We start from the raw sequence: 20,226 nt of genomic DNA, 5'->3' as shown, positions 1-20,226 counted from the left end.
AGGCCGTCTGAAATTTCAGACGGCCTTTTGTTGTTTATATAAAGCTAAACTTTGAATTACCTTAATATATAAGCATAATAAATTGAAAGAAAAGAAAAAATGATTGATAATTCGATTTGCTTAAACTTAAGCATTTTATCAATTAAAAAAGAGAACTTTTACCATGAAAAAACTACTCACACTAACGGCATTAGCCTTTGCTTTATCTGCTTGTTCAACAACCAGTACTGTTGATTTCGGACAAAAAGAAAAAAGCTACCATAGCTACACTATTCGTGATCTTTCCCAAGATCATATTCCATCTGATACACGCGCACTTTTTACCCAATACTTGAACAATGAATTAACCACTCTCGGTTATACCGTAGGCGATGACTTAGATATTAATATCAATATCGAAAACTTTAATGAAGGAAACCGTGCTCTGCGTTATTGGGTGGGCTTTGGCGCAGGCAAAGCAACGTCAAAAATCGTTACAACACTGGTTGATAAAGAAAGCGGAAAAATTGTCGGTAATATTCAAACTGACGGTATGTTGGCAATGGGAGTATTTGGAGGAAATAGCAAAGATGTTCTGAAAAGATCAGCTAAAGACATTGCCAAAAAAATTGCAGAATCCGGTATTTTGAAAAAAGGGAAATAATCAAGATATTATTTTCTAAAAACGTTTTACCAAATAGCTATAAATAAAAGGCCGTCTGAAAATCAATTTCAGACGGCCTTTTTTTATTTATCAATCCAATCAGTTTTTCATTGATTGAACCGGAGCCGGGATTCTGCCGCCTCGGTTGACAAACACTTCGCACGAACCTTCTTTAACCGGCATCACAGGCGCGTAGCCCAACAGGCCACCGAACTCGACGCTGTCGCCGACGGTTTTGCCGGTTACCGGAATAATGCGCACGGCAGTTGTTTTACTGTTGATCATGCCGATGGCGGCTTCGTCGGCGATGATGCCGGAAATGGTATGAGCAGGCGTATCGCCGGGTACAGCAATCATGTCTAAACCAACGGAGCAGACAGCGGTCATTGCTTCGAGTTTATCTAACGTCAGCACACCGGCTTCGGCAGCGGCAATCATGCCCTCGTCTTCTGAAACGGGGATAAATGCGCCGCTCAAACCGCCGACCGCACTGGAAGCCATCATGCCGCCTTTTTTTACGGCATCATTCAGCAAGGCCAAAGCCGCTGTCGTGCCATGCGTACCGCAGACGCTCAAGCCCATTTCTTCAAGAATGCGCGCCACCGAGTCGCCGACGGCGGGGGTTGGTGCCAACGATAAATCGAGAATACCAAACGGGATATTCAACATTTTTGAGGCTTCGCGGCCGATAAGTTCGCCCACGCGGGTAATCTTGAAAGCGGTTTTCTTCACAACTTCCGCAACTTCGGTCAATGTCGTTGCATCTGAATTTTCCAACGCGGCTTTTACGACACCCGGGCCGGATACGCCGACATTGATAACGGCATCCGCTTCGCCCGAACCATGAAACGCACCCGCCATAAACGGGTTGTCTTCCACCGCGTTGCAGAACACGACAATTTTAGCACAGCCGAAACCTTCGGGCGTGATTTCGGCCGTGCGTTTGATGGTTTCGCCTGCCAGCTTGACCGCATCCATATTGATACCGGCGCGCGTGCTGCCGATATTGATGGAGCTGCACACGATATCGGTGGTTTTCATCGCTTCGGGAATGGAACGGATCAGCACCTCATCCGAAGGCGACATGCCTTTTTGCACCAGCGCAGAAAAGCCGCCGATAAAGGACACGCCGATGGCTTTGGCAGCCTTATCCAAAGTTTGCGCCACGCTGACATAGGAATCGGCATGGGTGGCCGCCGCGATTTGGGCAATCGGCGTAACGGAAATGCGCTGATTCACAATCGGTACGCCGTATTTGGCAGACAGATATTTTGCCGTCTCCACCAAATCTTTGCCGACGGTGGTGATTTTGTTGTAAATATTTTGGTTCAACACATTGATATCGCTGCTGATGCAGTCGTGTAAATCAATGCCGATGGTAATGGTGCGCACGTCAAAATTCTGGTCGGCTACCATTTTGACGGTTTCTAAAATCTCGCCGGATTGAATACTCATGACTCTCCCTCCGACTTAAATACGGTGCATGGCTTGGAAAATTTCTTCGTTTTGCATACGGATATCAAGCGCGAGTTTTTTGCTCTCCTCCGCAAACAAATCCAAAACTTCTTGACGTGATTTGGTGCATTTTGAAGTGTCTACCAAAATAATCATGGTAAAAAAATCGTCCATCAGCTGTTGGCTGATGTTGAGAATATTGATTTGGTTTTCCGCTAAAATTTTGGAAACGTCGTACACAATGCCCACACGGTCTTTGCCGATGACGGTGATGACTGAATTGTTCATAACGCTGTTTCTCCTCATAGGATATTTGAAAAGTGTTGACAATTATAACACTCAGGCCGTCTGAAAAACTGTTTCAGACGGCCTGAGTATTCAAATTTCAATTTTGATTATCGCCCTGCTTTCAAAGCCTGCCACAGGCGAACGCTGAGTTTGCTCGCATCGGTTGACTTGGGAGAGACGATGAAGCTTTTTTCCATCAATTCTTTACTTGGGAAAATCGATTCGTCAGAAGTGTATTTTTCATCCATCAAATCACGCGCCGGACGGCTGGCCGGAGCATAAGTTACATAGTTGCCGTTTTTGGCCGCTGTTTCCGGATTGAGCGTGTGATTGATGTATTTGTGTGCATTGGCCACATTTTGCGCATCACGCGGAATCATCAGCGAATCCACCCAAATACCGACGCCGCTTTTCGGCGCCAACACTTCGACTTCGACGCCGTTTCCGGCTTCTTTGGCGCGGGTTTTGGCAATATTGAGGTCGCCGCCGTAGCCTACCGATACGCAAAGATTACCGGCCGCCATATCGTCGATATAGCCGGACGAGGTAAAGCGTTTGATGTCGGGACGCACTTTTTTCATCATATCGACGGCGGCTTTGATGTCGTCAGGGTTTTCGCTGTTCGGATCTTTGCCCAAATAATGCAAAGCCAAAGGAATTTGCTCGATGGCGCTGTCGAAATAACTGATGCCACAGGATTTCAGCTTTTTCGTGTATTCAGGATTGAACACCAAATCCCATTCGTTTTCAGGCAGCTTGTCCGTACCCAAAGCCTTTTGAACCTGCTGCTTGTTAATCGCCAGCGTATTAATGCCCCAGAAATAAGGGACGGCATATTCGTTACCCGGATCGACGGTTTCCATCATTTTCAACAAATCGGGATCGATATTGGCGTAATCGGGAATTTGCGATTTGTCGATTTTTTGATACGCGCCGGCTTTAATCTGACGGCCGACATTGGCAATAGAAGGCGCAACCAAGTCATAACCCGACTTGCCGGTCAGCAGCTTGGCTTCCAGCGCTTCGTTGCTGTCGTAGTAATCGTAGCGGACGTTGATATGCGTATTTTTTTCAAACGCAGACAGCGTGGCCGGATCGACATAATCCGACCAGTTGTAGATATTGAGTTTATCCGTTTGAGAGGAAGAAGTTTGAGTTTGAGATGCGGAAGATTCTGCGGCGGTTTCTTTTCCACCGCTACACGCAGTCAAGACGAGGCTCACGATTGCCGCCGCCATCAAAGATTTTTTCATGGTTTCAGACCTTTTGTTCGGGGGGTAAAAATATTGCAGCGGTGGCAGATGCCACTTACAAAAGGGAAACTGTGGGGGCGGCCGGCATGTGTCCTTTGCCCTTGATTCAGCAAGGTTTGCATTAAACGGCAAAAAGCTTTTGAATGCAAGACCTTAAAGCAGAAAAAATTCTCCCTTTTCAGACGGCCTGAAGCTATGGTTTTATTCATAAACAACATTTTTTCAGAAACGGTTTCATGCCGTCTGGAAAAAACTGTGGGCTTATTCAGACGGCCTCAAGATTTGTCAAAACCGCCCAATTTGTGGGAAAATTGCACGATTGAATTTAATGAAGGGCGACCCCGTGTTAGACAGAGAAGGCTATCGCCCCAATGTCGGTATTATCCTGATTAACGAACGTAACGAAGTCTTTTGGGGCAAACGCGTACGCGAACATTCTTGGCAGTTTCCGCAAGGCGGCATCAAGCCGGGCGAAAGCCCTGAGACCGCCATGTACCGCGAGTTGTACGAAGAAGTCGGCCTGTTGCCGCAACACATCAAAATCGTTGGCCGTACGCGCGACTGGTTGCGTTATGACGTTCCCAGTCACTGGGTGCGCCGCGAATGGCGCGGTTCATATCGCGGACAAAAACAGATTTGGTATCTTTTGCGTTTGGTCGGCCGCGACAGCGACGTCAACCTCCGCGCCTGCCATCATCCTGAATTTGACGGCTGGCGCTGGCACCAATACTGGGCGCCGGTTGACGAAGTCATCGACTTCAAGCGCGGCGTGTATTTGGACGCATTGACCGAACTCTCCCGTTTCTTGCGCGGCATAGAAAGCTATGAAGACTTTATCCGTCGCAATCCAATAGAAAACCTATAACCCAAACGCTTTCAGGCCGTCTGAAAGCGTTGTTTTTCATCCTTTCAGACGGCCTTTACATTATTCCTATGGCTAAAAACAATCAATACAGCGAATCCAGCATTACCGTCCTCAAAGGCTTGGAGCCGGTCAAAGAACGTCCCGGCATGTACACCCGTACCGACAGCCCGACCCATATCTGTCAGGAAGTGATTGATAATGCGGCGGACGAGGCGTTGGGTGGTTTCGCGACTGAAATTGACGTGCAAATTCATGAAGACGGTTCGCTTTCCGTCCGTGATAACGGCCGCGGCATTCCCGTCGGCCTGCATCCTGAAGAAGGCGTACCTGTAGTCGAACTCGTGTTCACCCGTCTGCACGCAGGCGGCAAGTTCAACAAAAAGGACGGCGGCAGCGCGTATGCCTTTTCAGGCGGTCTGCACGGCGTCGGCGTATCTGTTACCAACGCCCTTTCCACCCGCCTTGAAGTAACGGTCAAACGCGAAGGCAAAGTCCACCGCATCGTCTTTTCCGGTGGCGACGTCATTGAGCCATTGACTGAAGTGGGCAAATGCGCCGTCAAAGACAGCGGTACCGAAGTGCGCGTGTGGCCGGACGGCAAATATTTTGAAAGCCCGAATTACAGCATTCCCGAACTTGAACGCCTGCTGCGCGCCAAAGCCGTATTGCTGCCCGGCGTACGCGTTTCCCTGACCCGTCCGGTTAAAGGCGAAGACGAAGCACACACCCAAACTTGGCACTATCCAGACGGCCTGAAAAGCTATCTGACCGACCTCATTGCCGACGCGCAAGAAGCCGTGCCTATCTTCTCCTGTGAAAACTACATTTCAGACGGCCACAACGGCGATTTCAGCATTGGTGAAGGCGCCGCCTTTGCCCTGACTTGGCTGGAAGAAGGCTCATGCGCCAACGAAAGCTATGTCAACCTCATCCCCACCCCTTTGGGCGGCACGCACGAAGCAGGCTTGAAACAAGCCGTGTTCAACGCCGTCAACAACTTCATCAATCTGCACAACCTCTTGCCGCGCGGCGTAAAAGTACAAAGCGACGACGTGTTCAGCAAAACCGCCTTCGTCCTCTCTGCCCGTGTCCTCGACCCTCAGTTCCAAGGTCAAACCAAAGACAAGCTGACCAACCGCGATGCACTGAAACTCGTTGCCACTGTATCGGGCGATCCTTTGGAATTGTGGCTAAACCAAAACGTGGACTACGGCAAAAAAATCGCCGAACTCACTATCCGTCAGGCACAAGCACGGATGCGTTCTGTTAAAAAGATTGAAAAGAAAAAAGGTAGCGGCGTCGCCGTCCTGCCCGGCAAATTGACGGACTGCGAAAGCGAAGACATCCGCGAAAACGAACTCTTCCTCGTCGAAGGCGATTCCGCCGGCGGCTCAGCCAAACTTGCCCGCGACAAAGCCACACAAGCAATCCTGCCCCTGCGCGGCAAAGTGCTTAATAGCTTTGAAGTCCACCCCGACCAACTCTTCGGCAACGCCGAAATCCACGACATTTCCGTCGCCATCGGCGTTGATCCGCATGGAATCAACGATAATCCCGACTTAAGCGGCCTGCGCTACGGCAAAATCGCTATCCTGTCCGATGCCGACGTGGACGGCTCGCATATTCAAGTTTTGCTGTTGACCCTGTTCTACCGCCACTTCCCGAAACTGGTCGCCGACGGACACATCTACGTCGCCCAGCCGCCGCTGTTCCGCGTCGATGTCAACGCACAAGGCAAAAGCAAACCCGCTCGCAAATTCTACGCCCTCGACCAAAACGAACTCGACGGCATTTTGGAGCGGCTGCAAAAAGAAGGTGTTAAAGAAACTGCTTATTCCATCAGCCGTTTCAAAGGCTTGGGCGAGATGAACCCCGACCAGCTCAAAGACACCACCATGCACCCCGACACCCGCCGCCTGTTGCAGGTACAAATCCCAGAAGGCGCAGATGACGAAACACGCGACATCTTCGTCAAACTGATGGGCAAAGGCGAAGCCGCCGCCCGCCGCGCATGGATGGAAAAAGAAGGCGATACGGCAGAATTGGATATCTAATCTATTGTTTCAATAGACTAAAGGCCGTCTGAAACTTTAAAAGTTTCAGACGGCCTTTTTTCAATCATCAGAAATTAAGATTAAACAGTATTTCAATATCCTGTTACTTACCTGTTTCTTTTTTCGCAGCTTAATTGTGTCTTTAAGATAAAGAAAAAAGCACTGATATAATCAGTGCTTTTTAAATAATGGCGCGGCGGACGGGGCTCGAACCCGCGACCCCCGGCGTGACAGGCCGGTACTCTAACCAACTGAGCTACCACCGCGCATCCACTGTCAAAGACAATGAAAGGAAACTTGGTGGGTGATGACGGAGTCGAACCGCCGACATTCTGCTTGTAAGGCAGACGCTCTACCAACTGAGCTAATCACCCGGTAGGCCGACATTAAATCAAAAAATCAGGCTACGCGCAAGGTTTTTATTTAAATAAAAATATATCCCATTGAAAGAATATGGAATATTTTATTTAACCTCAAAAATTACCGTACCGTTCTATCAATCGAAAATCAAATGTCCTAATTTATCCGCTTTAGTATGCAGATAACGTTCATTTTCCACATTTTCGCCGACATGCAATGCAATCCGTTCGACCACATTAATGCCGGAATCTTTCAACGTTTGGATTTTTTCAGGATTATTGGTCAACAACTTGACTTCACGAATATGCAGATAATCATAAATCTGCTTAGCCAAAGTGAAGTCGCGCGCATCAACAGGAAGGCCGAGCGCTACATTGGCTTCAACCGTATCCAAACCTTGATCTTGCAAACGATAAGCACGGATTTTGTTTATCAAACCAATGCCCCTGCCTTCTTGGCGCAAATATACGATAACGCCACGCCCTTCTTTCTGAACGGCCTGCATCGCTGCTTGAAGCTGAGGGCCGCAATCACATTTCACCGAAAATAAAGCATCGCCGGTCAAGCACTCGGAATGAATACGCGACAACACAGGCAGGCCGTCTGAAACATCGCCCATCGTCAATGCGACATGCTCCTGACCGCCCTCTTCTTCAAAGCCGTGCATGGTAAATTCGCCCCATTCCGTAGGCAAACGGCATGACGCGACAAACTTCAACGCGTTACTCATTTTCCGCTTCCTCGTTTTCAGCCACGCCCAAGAGGTTTTTCAAAGGTTCCGCCAAGGCTAATGCAAGGGCAATCCAAGACACCAATACTTCATCAGGCGCACCGTCTTTGACATCAAACTCGGCATGCACTACACCCAAAACCGCACCGCTGGACATACAGACAGGAACTGAAATCTGACTCAAACCGGGATGATTGCGTTCGTCCGACAATTCACCAATTTCCTGCCAATACGCCACATTCTGACAAACATTCATCCAACCGCTTTGCGCCGTACGCACAGCCAAAAAAGCCTGCCCGGCCGGCTCATCGATTGGAATCACATTTTCCAACGGCACGCCCCAGCGGCACAGACGAACCAGCGACAACGCGCCATCTTTCGGAAACGCTGTATAAACCGCTGCACTTTTCAAATGCTCGGTGCGCTCGGCAACTGAATCCAAAGCCATAAAAATCTGTTTCAGCAACCATTCATGTTCGGCATCAACATAATCCGCCAACTGCCAACCATTTTCAGACGGCCACAAAATCGAACGCTCAACCGAAGCATTGCCCATTTTAATCACAGCCTGGGCAGTCAAATAAGCAACATGTATCTCATCCGCAGGCAACTTCAAACCTTGCGTCTGCAAAAAATCTTTAATCAATAAAGCAGGCATCTGCCCTTCCTCACCAATAGTAAAGTTGAGGCCGTCTGAAAACAAACCCTGCTTTCAGACGGCCGGAATAAACCATTATATAAGGGATAAACCGAAAAATTCAAGCAAACAAGACTTTGCACCCCCATTAATCTTGTGTATAATCCACGGTTCAAATTAGTGCGGACGTGGCGAAATTGGTAGACGCACCAGATTTAGGTTCTGGCGCCGCAAGGTGTGAGAGTTCGAGTCCCTCCGTCCGCACCACACTCAAAATGAGCAGCTTTCGGGCTGCTTTTTTTACATCTATTCCACTATATACCCTATTCAAAATCAAAACTGCTTTTAATTTTTTGACCTTTGCAAAAAAAGGGGTTTATTTGGGGGTATAACAGACGTTTCCATTTTATCTTTCAGACGGCCTATCATTTATGTTGAATCAATCGCAAAAACTTGTCGAATTGGTCCGTATCCTTGAAGAACGTGCCTATATTTTTCCGGGAGATCCTGTGCAGGCGACGGAAGCGTTGCGACATATTGATGGCGGCAATGAGGAAAAACTGATACGCCGTGCCCAAATTATTGACCGCGACCAGCATTTGAAATATGTGTTGCAACAGGTGGAGACAGGCTCGTTTTGGCTTTGGATTGTTGCGGCGACGTTGTTGTTTACGGTTGGTTTTTCCAGCACTTATCTTTTGATGGACAATCAGGGGCTGAACTTTTTTCTGGTATTGGCCGGGATTTTGGGCATGAATACAGTCATGCTGCTGGTGTGGCTGGCGACTTTATTCCTGCGTTTGAAAAATGTGCACTTTATCAGCAGTCCGGCAACTTGGCTCCGAGGTAAAGACCCGGTCAATCAGGCAATTTTGCGGCTTTATGTGGATGAATGGCGCAAACCGCAAACGCGTTGGCTGATTGGTGCAACTTCACACGGCCTGTGGCTTTGTACGCTGTCGGGAATATTGGTTTCTGTTTTGCTGCTGCTTTTGGTGCGTCAATATACGTTCAACTGGGAAAGTACGCTTTTAAGCAATACGGCATTGGTGAAAACGGTTGAGGCTTTGTCATGGCTGCCGGAACGTTTGGGCTTTCCTGTTCCTGACAGTCAGGCTGTGATTGCAGGCCGCCTGAACAATCATATCGAAGATGCACGCGCTTGGGCAGGCTTACTCATCGGCAGCATTGTCTGCTATGGCATTCTGCCGCGTTTGATTGCTTGGCTGGCTTGCAAGATTACTTTAAAAACCCTTCGCGAACGTTTGGATTTGAATCAGCCCTACTATCAAAACATCCTCCGCACATGGCAAACGAAGATTGTTGATGCCGATGATTTTCAGGAAAACATCGTTCCCGTTTCATCTAAAATTACGCTGAATAATGCGCCCAAATGGGCTGTTACACTGGAAACGGAATGGCCTGAGCCGCTTTGGTTTTCCGGCGTTCTGGCGCAAGAGTGGATAAACAAAGGCGTGGCCGCCGGCAGAAAAGATTTGGAACAATTAGAAGCCGAATTGAAACAAACTCCGGCGCAACTTCTCATCGGCGTACGCACGCAAACTGTTCCCGACCGCGGCATTTTGCGTCAAATCAGCCGCTTGGCCGAAGCTACGGACGGTGGCGTTATCATTCAACTTTTGAATCAAGACAGTTTCTCTGAAGATTTGGATACCAAACTGGATTATTGGCGCGATGCGCTGGCAGAAAGAAACATTGCCTGGCTGGAGCCGACCCGTTTGGCACAAGAAAAACGGCAAAGCGCTATTTGACAGATAAACCGAAGGCCGTCTGAAAACTGATGTTTGGGTTTCAGACGGCCTTATTTATTGTTGAGGGTTCATCTTAATGATGTTCGTGGCGATGCTCTTGATGCTGTTTGGGCTTGGCTGCGTGGTGTTTGGCTTTAGGTGCAGGTTTTTTCATTTTTTGCGGTTTGGCTTTTTTGTACATACGCTCTTGTTTCGGATGCATTTCATGTTTGCCGTGTGCAGAAGCGACTGGAGCCAATACCAAGCCGGCAGCTGCAACCATCAAAGATGGTCATTTGAATCAGTTTTTTCATATTTATCTTCTTTCAAGTGGTTGATTTGAGGTAAAAATAAGAATTTATTCGCACTCAAGCGATGGACAAATATTAATGGCTTTGACTGTCAGCTGCTGTCAGCATTCGGCGAAATCTGTTCAAAATTCGGCAATAGAAGTATGGCGACACGATGATGTAGCATGGTTCTGAAAGTTTGCCGTCAATTTCGACAAAGCGTCTTTACACATTTCCCAAACGACAAAAAGCGCGAACCTTTCGATTCGCGCTTTTTTCAGACGGCATCAATTATTTTTTGTCGTCTTTTACTTCTTCAAAGTCGGCATCTACAACGTCGTCGTCTTTCTTAGCGGAAGACTCGGTTTGTGCGCCCTCGCCTGCTTGTGCTTCGGCTTGCGCTTGAGCGTAAACCATTTCGCCCAGTTTTTGGCTAGCTGTACCCAAAGCTTCGGCTTTGGCATCGATAGCGGCTTTGTCGTCGCCTTTAACTGCTTCTTCAGCTTCTTTCAACGCAGCTTCGATTTTTTCTTTCTCAGCAGCGTCGAGTTTATCGCCGTAGTCAGCCAGAGATTTTTTCACAGAGTGAATCAGGGCTTCGGCTTGGTTGCGGGAAGCGACCAATTCAGTCAGTTTTTTATCTTCTTCAGCGTTGGCCTCGGCATCTTTTACCATGCGTTCGATTTCCTCTTCGCTCAAACCTGAAGAACCTTGGATGGTGATATTGGCTGCTTTGCCGGTGCCTTTGTCTTTGGCAGAAACGTGCAAGATACCGTTGGCGTCGATGTCGAAAGTAACTTCAATTTGTGGCATACCGCGTGGTGCAGGTGCGATGTCGGTCAAGTTGAACTGACCCAAAGATTTGTTGGCAGAAGCACGTTCGCGTTCGCCTTGCAGTACATGGATGGTTACTGCGCTTTGGTTGTCTTCGGCAGTTGAGAACACTTGAGACGCTTTAGTCGGAATAGTAGTGTTCTTTTGAATCAGCTTGGTCATCACGCCGCCCATGGTTTCGATACCCAAAGACAGAGGAGTTACGTCCAGCAGCAATACGTCGCTGCGGCCGCCGCTCAATACTTCGCCTTGAATCGCTGCGCCTACGGCAACGGCTTCGTCAGGGTTCACGTCTTTGCGAGGCTCTTTGCCGAAGAAGTCTCGAACGGCTTCTTGTACTTTCGGCATACGGGACTGACCGCCGACCAAAATCACGTCGTCGATGTCGCTGGTGCTCAAGCCGGCATCTTTCAATGCGATTTTGCAAGGCTCGATAGAACGTTGGATCAAATCTTCAACCAGGCTTTCGAATTTGGCACGGGTAATTTTCATGGCCAAGTGTTTCGGACCGGTTGCGTCCATAGTAATGTACGGCAGGTTGATTTCGGTTTGCTGACCGCTGGACAATTCGATTTTGGCTTTCTCGGCAGCTTCTTTCAGGCGTTGCAGAGCCATGACGTCTTGTTTCAAATCAATGCCTTGTTCTTTTTTGAACTCGTCAATGATGTAGTCGATTAAGCGTTGGTCGAAGTCTTCGCCGCCCAAGAAGGTGTCGCCGTTGGTTGCCAATACTTCGAATTGTTTGTCGCCGTCGATGTTGGCGATTTCGATGATGGAAATATCGAAAGTACCGCCACCCAAGTCATACACGGCAATTTTACGGTCTTTGCTGTCGCCTTTGTCCATACCGAATGCCAAAGCGGCTGCGGTCGGTTCGTTGATGATTCGTTTTACTTCCAAACCTGCGATACGGCCTGCGTCTTTAGTCGCTTGACGTTGGCTGTCGTTGAAGTAGGCCGGAACGGTAATCACGGCTTCGGTTACTTTTTCGCCCAAGTAAGCCTCGGCTGCTTCTTTCATTTTACGCAAAACTTCTGCGGAAATTTGAGGAGGAGACAGCTCTTTGCCTTGTGCTTTCACCCATGCGTCGCCGTTGTTGGCTTTGATGATTTCAAAAGGCATGGATTCGATGTCGCGTTGTACTTCTTTGTCTTCAAATTTGTGGCCGATCAAACGTTTGGCCGCGTAAATAGTGTTTTTAGCGTTGGTTACCGCTTGGCGTTTTGCAGGCGCGCCGACGAGGATTTCACCGCCGTCCAAATAAGCGATAACGGAAGGAGTGGTGCGTGCGCCTTCTGCGTTTTCGATTACTTTGGTTTGACCGTTTTCAGAAATGGCCAAACAAGAGTTGGTTGTACCTAAGTCAATACCGATTACTTTTGCCATATTATGTTGCTCCTAATAAACTTTTCTAAATTAATAATCCTGTGGAACATTTCGTTCCGATGGCTTGTAAATAAGGTTGCTTCATTTTTTTTCAAGGCCTATTTTGAATTTTTTTTAAGATTAAATTCAAGTGCTTGATTTATTTATCCACAAGCCGTTTATTCTTTTTTCAGACGGCTCGGTTTTCATTTTCCGATTCCGGTTTATCGGAATGATTTTCCAATAGCGGAACATCGGGTTTTGAAACCGGATAAGGCCGTCTGAAAATTTTATGCTTGATAAACTTTATCAAGCGATGCCTTCAATCTTCTTTTTTCGCCACGACAACCATTGCAGGACGCAGCACGCGGTCGGCCAATGTATAGCCTTTTTTCATCACGCTGACGATGGTATTCGGCTCTTGCTCGCTGACGACTGCCTGCATGGCTTGATGTTGGTGCGGATCGAGTTTGTCGCCCGGCTGCGGGTTGATTTCTTTAATGTGTGTGGCATCAAATGCTTTTTGCAGCTCGTTCAAAGTCATTTGCACGCCCATTTTCAGCGCATCGAAATTGCCGCTTTGGTCCAGCAGCGCCATTTCGAGATAATCTTTAACCGGCAACATTTCTGCTGCAAATTTTTGTCCGGCGAATTTATGGGTATCGGCGATTTCCTGCTGATGGCGGCGGCGCAGGTTTTGCTCGTTTGCCAGACCGCGCAATTCGCTGTCTTTGAGCTGGCCTTCCAACTCGGCGACACGCGCCTGAAGTTCTTCGTAAGTCGGTTCGGCCTGTTCGGTTTCAACGGTTTCGGCAGTTTCTACGGCTGCCGCTTCTTCTGCTTCGTGTTGATGTTGTTCGTTATGCTCCGTCATTTCTGACATCCTTTTAGCGTGTTGATATTCGATGTTTCATATATAAGGCCGTCTGAAAAAACTTCAAGCATTTGAATGCCGATTATCAAATGCCTTGTTAAAATACGTTGGAAAACGGTAAGATAGCCATCTGATTGTATTCTTCAGACGGCCTCAAACATGAAAAAAGACCATTTGAATTCAACTGATTTTAATCTGTGGCACACCATCCGCGAAGAAACCGAAACCGCCGCCGCGGCCGAACCGATGCTGGCGAGCTTCCTGCATCAAACCGTATTGCGCCACCAGTCTCTCGATTCGGTATTGGCCTACCATCTTTCCAGCAAGCTCGGCAGTCCGATTATGGACGTGCGTGCGCTGTTTGAAATTTATCAGCAGGCTTTAAGTGCGGACACCCGCATCAGCAAATGTGTCGAGGCCGACTTGAAAGCTATTTACGAGCGCGACCCGGCTTGTGATGAATATTCGCTGCCGCTGTTGTATTTCAAAGGCTTCCACGCCGTACAGGCACACCGCATCAACCACTGGCTCTATCAAAACGGCCGTAAAACGCTGGCGTATTTCCTGCAAAACCGCATGTCGGAAGTCTTCGGTGTCGATATCCACCCGGCTGCCCGTTTCGGTCATGGTTTAATGCTCGACCATGCCACCGGTTTTGTGGCCGGCGAAACCGCCGTCTTGGGCAACAACATTTCCATCCTCCACGGCGTAACGCTGGGCGGTTCGGGCAAAGAAAGCGGCGACCGCCACCCGAAAATCGGCAATGGCGTGATGATTGGTGCGAACGCTTCGATTCTGGGCAACATCCGCATCGGCGAAAATGCCAAAATCGGCGCAGGCAGCGTGGTGGTTGCTGACGTACCGTCTTCAATTACCGTTGTCGGCGTACCGGCCAAACCGGTCGGCCGCTCTTCCAAAACCCCGTCTGCCGATATGGATCAAAGCATTCAATTATCATCTACGGATTTTGTGATTTAAACCGTCTGCCATTAAAAAGGCCGTCTGAAAAAACAAATCTTTCAGACGGCCTTTTTATGTTTTGAATCTTGGCGTCAACCGCGTTTGCGCAAGGCTTCCAAATGCGTTTTAACCTGCTTGACTTTCTCTTCGGTAAACAGCTTGGCAATGTTTTTCCAAATGCTGTGATAACCGTAAGGCCCGTGTTGCATTTCGGCTTTTGCCTCTTCCACCGGCCAGCCTTGATAAATGATGCGGTACATTCCGGCAATCAAACCGGTACGGTCCGCACCGTGATAACAATGGATAAGTACCGCACCGTTTTGCTGTTGTTTTTCAATCAGGTATAGGATTTCCGCAATCTCTTTCGGCTTAATGCTCCATGACAGCAACGGACGGTTTAACAAGGTCAAACCATACTCTTTCAAATGGTCATCATCGTTGCGGTCAAAAAAGCGCAAGTTGATCACGCTTTGAATGCCCAGCTTGACGATGGCTTCACCATCTTCGGCAACAGGCTGCTCGCTGCGGTAAAGCTTGTCGTCAATACGATAAAGGTTGGCATCGTGTTTGACGGGCGTTGCCCAGCGTTCGGACTGAACGGCTTTGTTGCCGTTATCCGGCGGCGCGGACGAACAAACGATGGGCAAGCCGGAAGCAAGAAGGCACAATAAAAGACGGCGCATAAAATTCCTGTATGAAAATCAATTGGAAATCAAAATATCATGCGATTCTATCAAAACACGTTCGGATATTCTATCCGCGCAAACCGCGTTACAATAAAGCCTCTTTTTTCAGACGGCCCTTCATCATGACCTGCCTTGCTTGGAACACCACGCCTTCCCTTGCTACCCTTTGCCGCGCGATCGAACAACATACCGTGCCACTTTATTTGATTGTCTGCCTGCCTGAAAACCATATTCCCGATTTTCCGCTGTCAAATCTTCCCTCCGAGCTTGAAGGCCGTCTGAACAACCGTCTCGCTCAATCCGTGAAATGCCTTCAGTTCAACAGCGTCAATGTTTTAGAAAACCTATTGCCTGATGTGCATCTCTGGCTGGTTCCGCCACACCGCGCCGACCGCTTACACGAACATTTCCATCATATCGAATGGCAAACCGAAGCCGTACCGCAATCTGCGCCTACTCTTCTAAAACCTTGGTTCAGACGGCCTGAACATCAAGCCGCACCCGAACACGTCCTGATTATCGGTGCAGGTATTGCCGGCGCAGCGACCGCGCGCAAACTGGCGGAGCACGGCGTACGCGTTACGGTTTTGGAGGCAGGCAAAGCGGCGCAGGCAGGCAGCGGCAACCGCCAAGGCTTGCTCTACGCCAAAATCTCACCACACGATACCGAACAAACCGAGCTGCTGTTGACAGGCTACGGCTACACGCGCCGATTATTGGAAGACTTGCTGCCCGACTCCGACGTATGGGGCGGCGACGGCGTATTGCATTTGAATTTTGACGACAGCGAACGCAAACGCAATCAGGCCTTGGGTTTGCAACACCAGCATAAACACCTTTACCGCAGCGTATCTGCCAAAGAGGCTGCGTCCATCGCAGGCATAGACGTATTTTCAGACGGCCTTTACTGGCCGCAAGGCGTATGGATGAATCCGCCCGCCATCGTGCATACCTTATTGAATCATCCGCTGATTGAGTTGCACGAACACTCGCCGCTGACCGCCGTATCGCATGACGGTACACAATGGACGGTACACACGCCGGACGCGCATTTCAATGCCAGCCATATCGTTTACTGTATGGGCGCGCACAGCCCGACTGCCGCCGACACCAACGTCTCCGCCCTGCCTTTCCGCCAAATCCGCGGACAAACCGGCGTTGTGTCCGCCAGCCCGTTTTCACAAAAACTGCGTTGCGCCATTTCCGGCGAAAGCTACATCAGCCCGAGCTGGCAAGGCCGCCACTGCTACGGCGCGACATTTATCCTCAACAGCAACGATGAAACTTGGTATCCGTACGAAGAAACCGAAAACCGCGCCGCCCTGCAACAGCTCAATCCGCCATTGGCACAATCCCTGTTTGAGCAAGATTCGTTTTCAGACGGCCTTCAAGACACACAAGGCCATGCCGCCCTGCGTTGCGACAGCCTAGACCATTTGCCCGTTGTCGGCGCACTCGGCGACATCGCCGCCATGCAGTCTGCCTATGCCAAACTGGCATTAGACAAAAACTACCGCCTCGACAGTATCCCCTGCCCTTACCTGCCTAATGCCTACATCAATACGGCACACGGCACACGCGGCCTGGCGACAGCCCCCATCTGCGCCGCCTCCATTGCGGCCGAAATACTCGGCTTGCCGCATCCGCTATCGCAAAGGCTGAGAACCGCGCTGCACCCCAACCGCGCCATCATCCGCGCGATTGTTCGGCAGTATCCGTTGTTGTCCGTTTAAAATTTTCGTTTTAAATAAAAAAGGCCGTCTGAAAGTCATCAAAACTTTCAGACGGCCTTTAGCTATCCGTTAACTGCTTAGAATTTCCATTCCAGCGATACAGCGTAATTGCGGCCTGGGGCGCGATAGCGGTCTAAGCCTTTGCCGTCTTTATCCACAGAGTTCGTGGTGCTGTAGCTGTACAGGCCGCGCAGGGAATCCCAAGTGGTGTATTTGCGGTTGAACACATTATACACGCCGGCGCGCAGGGTTAGGTTTTTCACCGGTTTGTAGAAACCGTACATATCGAACACATAAGCCGATTTGTTCAGCCATGGGTAATCTTTTACCTTTTTCTGCAAAGGCGTACCCCAACCGTTGTCTTCATAAACGGTATATTGTGCGTCTTTGGCCTTTTTCGCTCCCAGATAGGTCAGGCGGGAGAACACGCCCCATTTTTCGCTCGGGCTTTCGTAGTCGATGCCGGCAATCACTTTCAGCGGTTGGGTGGACAGAAGGCTGTTGTCGCCCGACAGTTTGCTTTTCGCGTAGCCCAGCGAGCCGAACAGTTTCCAGCCTTCAGGTACGAAAGAAACCACTTGACCCAAATTCAGACGGCCTGTCAGCTCAAGACCACGGATTCGGGCCTTGTCGATGTTTTGCATCTGCCATTCCAGTTTTTCGGAATAAGGATTGCTACAAATACCATAGTAGTAATTCATCTGAGTACAGCCGACATCGCCACTGGTGGTCAGCTTCTGCTCTTCAGACAAGAAGTTGCGGTAATTGCTTTGATACAGGTTGGCATCCAAAGTACCTTTTTCGCTGCGGCCTTGCAGAGAAAGGGTATGGGTGGTGCTGCGCTCGGCTTTCAGGTTCGGATTAGGCAACCAGGTACCTGAGCCGTGGTTGTAAGTGAAATACACTTCAGACGCATTCGGCACGCGGAAACCGGAAGTTACATCGTAACCCAAACGCCATGTCTGACTCAGCTGTGCAGCCAAGCCGACAAAACCGCTCCAGCCTTTATAAGTGTTGGCTGCAGGTGGTGTTTTGTCACAAGCATGACACTCGGCATTCAGTTGCTGCGGCGTCATTTTGGTGTAGTCGTAACGGATACCTGCGCGGCTGCTGAACACATCGTTCCATTGGATTTGGTCAGACAGCGAGAAACCGTAGTTGTTGGTTTTCACTGGATGCTGAATCGTGCTGGACGTGCGTAAAATACGGCCGCTGAAGTAGTAGTCGTCGCGGTTTAAGTTTTCAAACTCACGCTGGCTGGCGAAAGTTTTAAACGACAAGCGATGTTGGCCGCCCATTTGCAACGGTTGGCTGTCCATACGCAATGTAATGCGTTTGAAGGTTGTATCCATGCTGCGGTTGTAGATTTCGTCCAAATCCTTCTGATTGTAGTTGCGCGTCCAGGTAGAATAATCCATCGGGAACGAGCCTTTGTTGTTAACCGCCGCTACTTTGGTTTTCTGATAATCGAAGTCCGCTTTCAACAACGACAACCAATTCGAATCGGGCGTCCACTCGTAAAACAGGTTGGCATTGCGCCGTCTGTTTACGTCATCGGCTTCGCGCCAAGAAGAAGCGGTCAGGTTATAAGACTCTTCGATCGTGTAATTGTGGCCCTGCTGACCGTTGAGAGATGCGCCGATACGATGGTTGTCGTTGATTTGGTAAGCAATCTTACCCAAGAAGCTGTGGTATTTATGTTTGGACGGGTCAGGAATACCGCGCGCAGAACCACGGATATTCGCTCCGCTGCCGGCGCCCTCTACCGGATAACCACGCTCGCCCGCGCTTTCAGTCTCATGGCCGCGACGTTGCGAATACAGCAAAGCGGCATCCACGCGGTCGTTGTTCAAACCGAACCCAAGTGTATTTGTCCATTCGCGGTTGCGGCTGCTGTAACCGTTTTTCATCATCACGCCGAACTGACGCTCAGGCAACAGCAAATCATGACCTTGCAGGGTTTGGTAATTCACGCCGCCACCCAATGCACCGCTACCGGTATTGAAAGAGTCTGCGCCCTTCACGATTTCGATGTTGCGCACGAGTTCGGGGTCGATAGACAGACGCGAGCTGTTGAAGTTGCCATAACGGGCATACAGCGAGTTTTCTTCGGAATCAGGCAGGTTTACGCCGTCAATGCTGACGCCGACACGGTTGCCTTCCACGCCGCGTACGGCAAAGCCTTTTTGATGGCGGCCACTGTCGCTCAAGCCAACGTCGGTGGAATAACGTACCAAGTCTTTGTTGTCACGTACCATTTCTTGTTGGATACGGCCAAGGTTGACACGTTCCACGGCTGCAGGCGCATTGCGCTGACCTTTAACGCGGACTTCTTTTATCTCTGCTTTAACGGGTGTGGTTTCAGTTGCAGCTTCATCTGCTGCTAATACTGGATTGCCAAAAATACTGCCGACCAGTGCGGCAATAGGGAGCATTTGTAATGGTTTCATATTATCAACTCAAGATGTAATGGATTGTTCATCCATCAGTTAATGCATAAAAAATTTCTGATAATCATTAATGATTAATAAGACAGCAACCCGTTCAAACAAAACTTTGTTGTGTAATTAAAGGCCCCTGCAAACATCTACGCCGAGACCTTGTCTGTTTGATTTAATTATTTTTTTAGAGTCTGTGCGGCGTCATACCTTCAGGCGCTTCCGCACCTTCCGGCAGACCGAAGGTTTCGCGCAGAATCACTTTATAGAATTCAAAAGCTTCGCGCGCGCCTTGAATGGCTTCCGCCTCAGCTTCCGGAGTCAAGTTCAAAGCGTTCAGATGCTCGACAAAAGCACGCCAGTGTTTGCCGCGGCCGTTCGGATGAGGAGCCAGGTGGCGTGCGCCAAATTCGCCGTTGTATTCGAGTTTTTGAGCGTGTTTGAACAAGAATGCCGCTCCTAAATTAGAACCTTCGGCGCAATACAGCCAGCCGATGGCTTTATTGCCGGTTTCGTGTGGCAATTCTTTGTCAAATTTGTAAGGCTCTTCGCCCAAGTCTTTCAAGTCTTGAGTCACGGCATCGTAACGCGCCATGTATTCAAGCTCTGGAATGGCTTTGTTCAATTCGGCATCTTTATAGATGTGGTCGACAGCCTTATGGAAAACAGATTGAAGTTTCAAGAATTTGATGTAGTTTTCTTTGCTGGAAAAAGGTTGAACGGACATAACCAAGTTATCAACGCTGTCGTGCGTTGTCGTGGTTTGCTCTTTCAAGCGTTTGGCGAAAGTCAGCTCTTGGGTTTCACTCATGATGTTTCCTTTGAATTAAGAGACTAATGGTTTCAGACGGCCTTTATGGTTAAAAATACCGTCTAATTTGAAAAGAATCGTTTTAAAAACAAAGAAGATAATTTTTAACCTGCTTCAGATTCGTTAACCGCGTACCTTCCACAGATCTACAAGGCTCATCGTGTTTTTAAATATTGAGAATATATCTTATTTTTAATAT

General features: G+C 49.0%; 17 protein-coding genes and 3 tRNA genes. 7 read left to right on the top strand and 13 right to left on the bottom strand.

Annotation, left to right across the window (positions count from 1 at the left end; genetic code table 11):
• The first annotated feature begins 163 nt into the window (after positions 1–163).
• Positions 164–643: a DUF4410 domain-containing protein gene (locus HMPREF2560_RS07990; protein ID WP_049343922.1), complete on the top strand. Its 480-nt coding sequence runs from the start codon at positions 164–166 to the stop codon at positions 641–643.
• Positions 644–742: 99 nt separating this feature from the next.
• On the opposite strand, the gene HMPREF2560_RS07985 is transcribed toward HMPREF2560_RS07990, so the two are convergent.
• The 3 genes from HMPREF2560_RS07985 to HMPREF2560_RS07975 form a co-directional block, all read right to left on the bottom strand.
• Positions 743–2,098 (bottom strand): PFL family protein, encoded by a 1,356-nt coding sequence (locus HMPREF2560_RS07985; RefSeq protein ID WP_070503808.1) that lies wholly within the window; start codon positions 2,096–2,098, stop codon positions 743–745.
• A 15-nt stretch (positions 2,099–2,113) separates the two neighbouring features.
• Positions 2,114–2,386 (bottom strand): ACT domain-containing protein, encoded by a 273-nt coding sequence (locus HMPREF2560_RS07980; RefSeq protein WP_003680574.1) that lies wholly within the window; start codon positions 2,384–2,386, stop codon positions 2,114–2,116.
• Between the two features lie 107 nt (positions 2,387–2,493).
• Positions 2,494–3,639, bottom strand: a complete 1,146-nt coding sequence (locus HMPREF2560_RS07975) for a polyamine ABC transporter substrate-binding protein (RefSeq protein ID WP_070607571.1) — start codon at positions 3,637–3,639, stop codon at positions 2,494–2,496.
• 328 nt (positions 3,640–3,967) lie between these two features.
• Between HMPREF2560_RS07975 and HMPREF2560_RS07970 the strand changes: the two genes are divergently transcribed.
• Positions 3,968–4,504: an RNA pyrophosphohydrolase gene (locus tag HMPREF2560_RS07970; protein ID WP_049336237.1), complete on the top strand. Its 537-nt coding sequence runs from the start codon at positions 3,968–3,970 to the stop codon at positions 4,502–4,504.
• 68 nt (positions 4,505–4,572) lie between these two features.
• Positions 4,573–6,558 (top strand): DNA topoisomerase IV subunit B, encoded by a 1,986-nt coding sequence (parE, locus tag HMPREF2560_RS07965; RefSeq protein ID WP_070607574.1) that lies wholly within the window; start codon positions 4,573–4,575, stop codon positions 6,556–6,558.
• A gap of 189 nt (positions 6,559–6,747) precedes the next feature.
• Here the strand turns inward: parE and HMPREF2560_RS07960 are convergent.
• The 4 genes from HMPREF2560_RS07960 to HMPREF2560_RS07945 form a co-directional block, all read right to left on the bottom strand.
• Positions 6,748–6,824 (bottom strand) — tRNA-Asp (locus HMPREF2560_RS07960).
• A gap of 32 nt (positions 6,825–6,856) precedes the next feature.
• Positions 6,857–6,932, bottom strand: a tRNA-Val gene (locus tag HMPREF2560_RS07955).
• A gap of 122 nt (positions 6,933–7,054) precedes the next feature.
• Positions 7,055–7,648, bottom strand: coding sequence for a GTP cyclohydrolase II (gene ribA / locus HMPREF2560_RS07950; protein WP_063068903.1), 594 nt, complete (start codon positions 7,646–7,648; stop codon positions 7,055–7,057).
• Positions 7,641–8,306, bottom strand: coding sequence for a hypothetical protein (locus HMPREF2560_RS07945; RefSeq protein ID WP_070607577.1), 666 nt, complete (start codon positions 8,304–8,306; stop codon positions 7,641–7,643). The genes ribA and HMPREF2560_RS07945 overlap by 8 nt, the downstream gene beginning before the upstream one ends.
• A gap of 161 nt (positions 8,307–8,467) precedes the next feature.
• On the opposite strand from HMPREF2560_RS07945, the gene HMPREF2560_RS07940 reads away from it, so the two are divergent.
• Both HMPREF2560_RS07940 and HMPREF2560_RS07935 read left to right on the top strand, forming a co-directional pair.
• Positions 8,468–8,552: transfer RNA gene (locus HMPREF2560_RS07940), tRNA-Leu, on the top strand.
• Positions 8,553–8,716: 164 nt separating this feature from the next.
• On the top strand, positions 8,717–10,057 hold the full coding sequence (locus HMPREF2560_RS07935; protein ID WP_070607579.1) for a DUF2868 domain-containing protein: 1,341 nt from the start codon (positions 8,717–8,719) through the stop codon (positions 10,055–10,057).
• 73 nt (positions 10,058–10,130) lie between these two features.
• Here HMPREF2560_RS07935 and HMPREF2560_RS07930 read toward each other — a convergent pair whose 3' ends face one another.
• From HMPREF2560_RS07930 to grpE, 3 genes are all read right to left on the bottom strand, one after another.
• Complete coding sequence (locus HMPREF2560_RS07930; protein ID WP_283116304.1) at positions 10,131–10,319, bottom strand: hypothetical protein; 189 nt, start codon at positions 10,317–10,319, stop codon at positions 10,131–10,133.
• A 298-nt stretch (positions 10,320–10,617) separates the two neighbouring features.
• On the bottom strand, positions 10,618–12,546 hold the full coding sequence (gene dnaK, locus HMPREF2560_RS07925; protein ID WP_070873813.1) for a molecular chaperone DnaK: 1,929 nt from the start codon (positions 12,544–12,546) through the stop codon (positions 10,618–10,620).
• A gap of 301 nt (positions 12,547–12,847) precedes the next feature.
• The gene (gene grpE, locus HMPREF2560_RS07920; protein ID WP_003747507.1) at positions 12,848–13,408 is read right to left on the bottom strand and encodes a nucleotide exchange factor GrpE; all 561 of its coding nucleotides are present in this window, start codon (positions 13,406–13,408) and stop codon (positions 12,848–12,850) included.
• A gap of 150 nt (positions 13,409–13,558) precedes the next feature.
• Between grpE and cysE the strand changes: the two genes are divergently transcribed.
• Complete coding sequence (gene cysE, locus HMPREF2560_RS07915; protein WP_070873812.1) at positions 13,559–14,377, top strand: serine O-acetyltransferase; 819 nt, start codon at positions 13,559–13,561, stop codon at positions 14,375–14,377.
• Positions 14,378–14,451: 74 nt separating this feature from the next.
• On the opposite strand, the gene HMPREF2560_RS07910 is transcribed toward cysE, so the two are convergent.
• Positions 14,452–15,042, bottom strand: a complete 591-nt coding sequence (locus HMPREF2560_RS07910; RefSeq protein ID WP_070873811.1) for a tyrosine-protein phosphatase — start codon at positions 15,040–15,042, stop codon at positions 14,452–14,454.
• 125 nt (positions 15,043–15,167) lie between these two features.
• On the opposite strand from HMPREF2560_RS07910, the gene mnmC reads away from it, so the two are divergent.
• Positions 15,168–16,778 (top strand): FAD-dependent 5-carboxymethylaminomethyl-2-thiouridine(34) oxidoreductase MnmC1, encoded by a 1,611-nt coding sequence (gene mnmC / locus HMPREF2560_RS07905; protein ID WP_070873810.1) that lies wholly within the window; start codon positions 15,168–15,170, stop codon positions 16,776–16,778.
• Positions 16,779–16,855: 77 nt separating this feature from the next.
• On the opposite strand, the gene HMPREF2560_RS07900 is transcribed toward mnmC, so the two are convergent.
• Positions 16,856–19,228 carry a TonB-dependent hemoglobin/transferrin/lactoferrin family receptor gene (locus tag HMPREF2560_RS07900; RefSeq protein WP_070735063.1) on the bottom strand — a complete coding sequence of 791 codons (2,373 nt, stop codon included), beginning with the start codon at positions 19,226–19,228 and terminating at the stop codon, positions 16,856–16,858.
• 175 nt (positions 19,229–19,403) lie between these two features.
• Positions 19,404–20,027: a biliverdin-producing heme oxygenase gene (locus tag HMPREF2560_RS07895; protein WP_049344636.1), complete on the bottom strand. Its 624-nt coding sequence runs from the start codon at positions 20,025–20,027 to the stop codon at positions 19,404–19,406.
• Positions 20,028–20,226: the final 199 nt, after the last annotated feature.

The sequence above is a fragment of the Neisseria sp. HMSC078H04 genome (assembly GCF_001838135.1).
GTDB lineage: Bacteria > Pseudomonadota > Gammaproteobacteria > Burkholderiales > Neisseriaceae > Neisseria.
The sequence above is the reverse complement of the archived record's forward strand: the minus strand, read 5'-3'. Positions and strand labels throughout refer to the sequence as shown.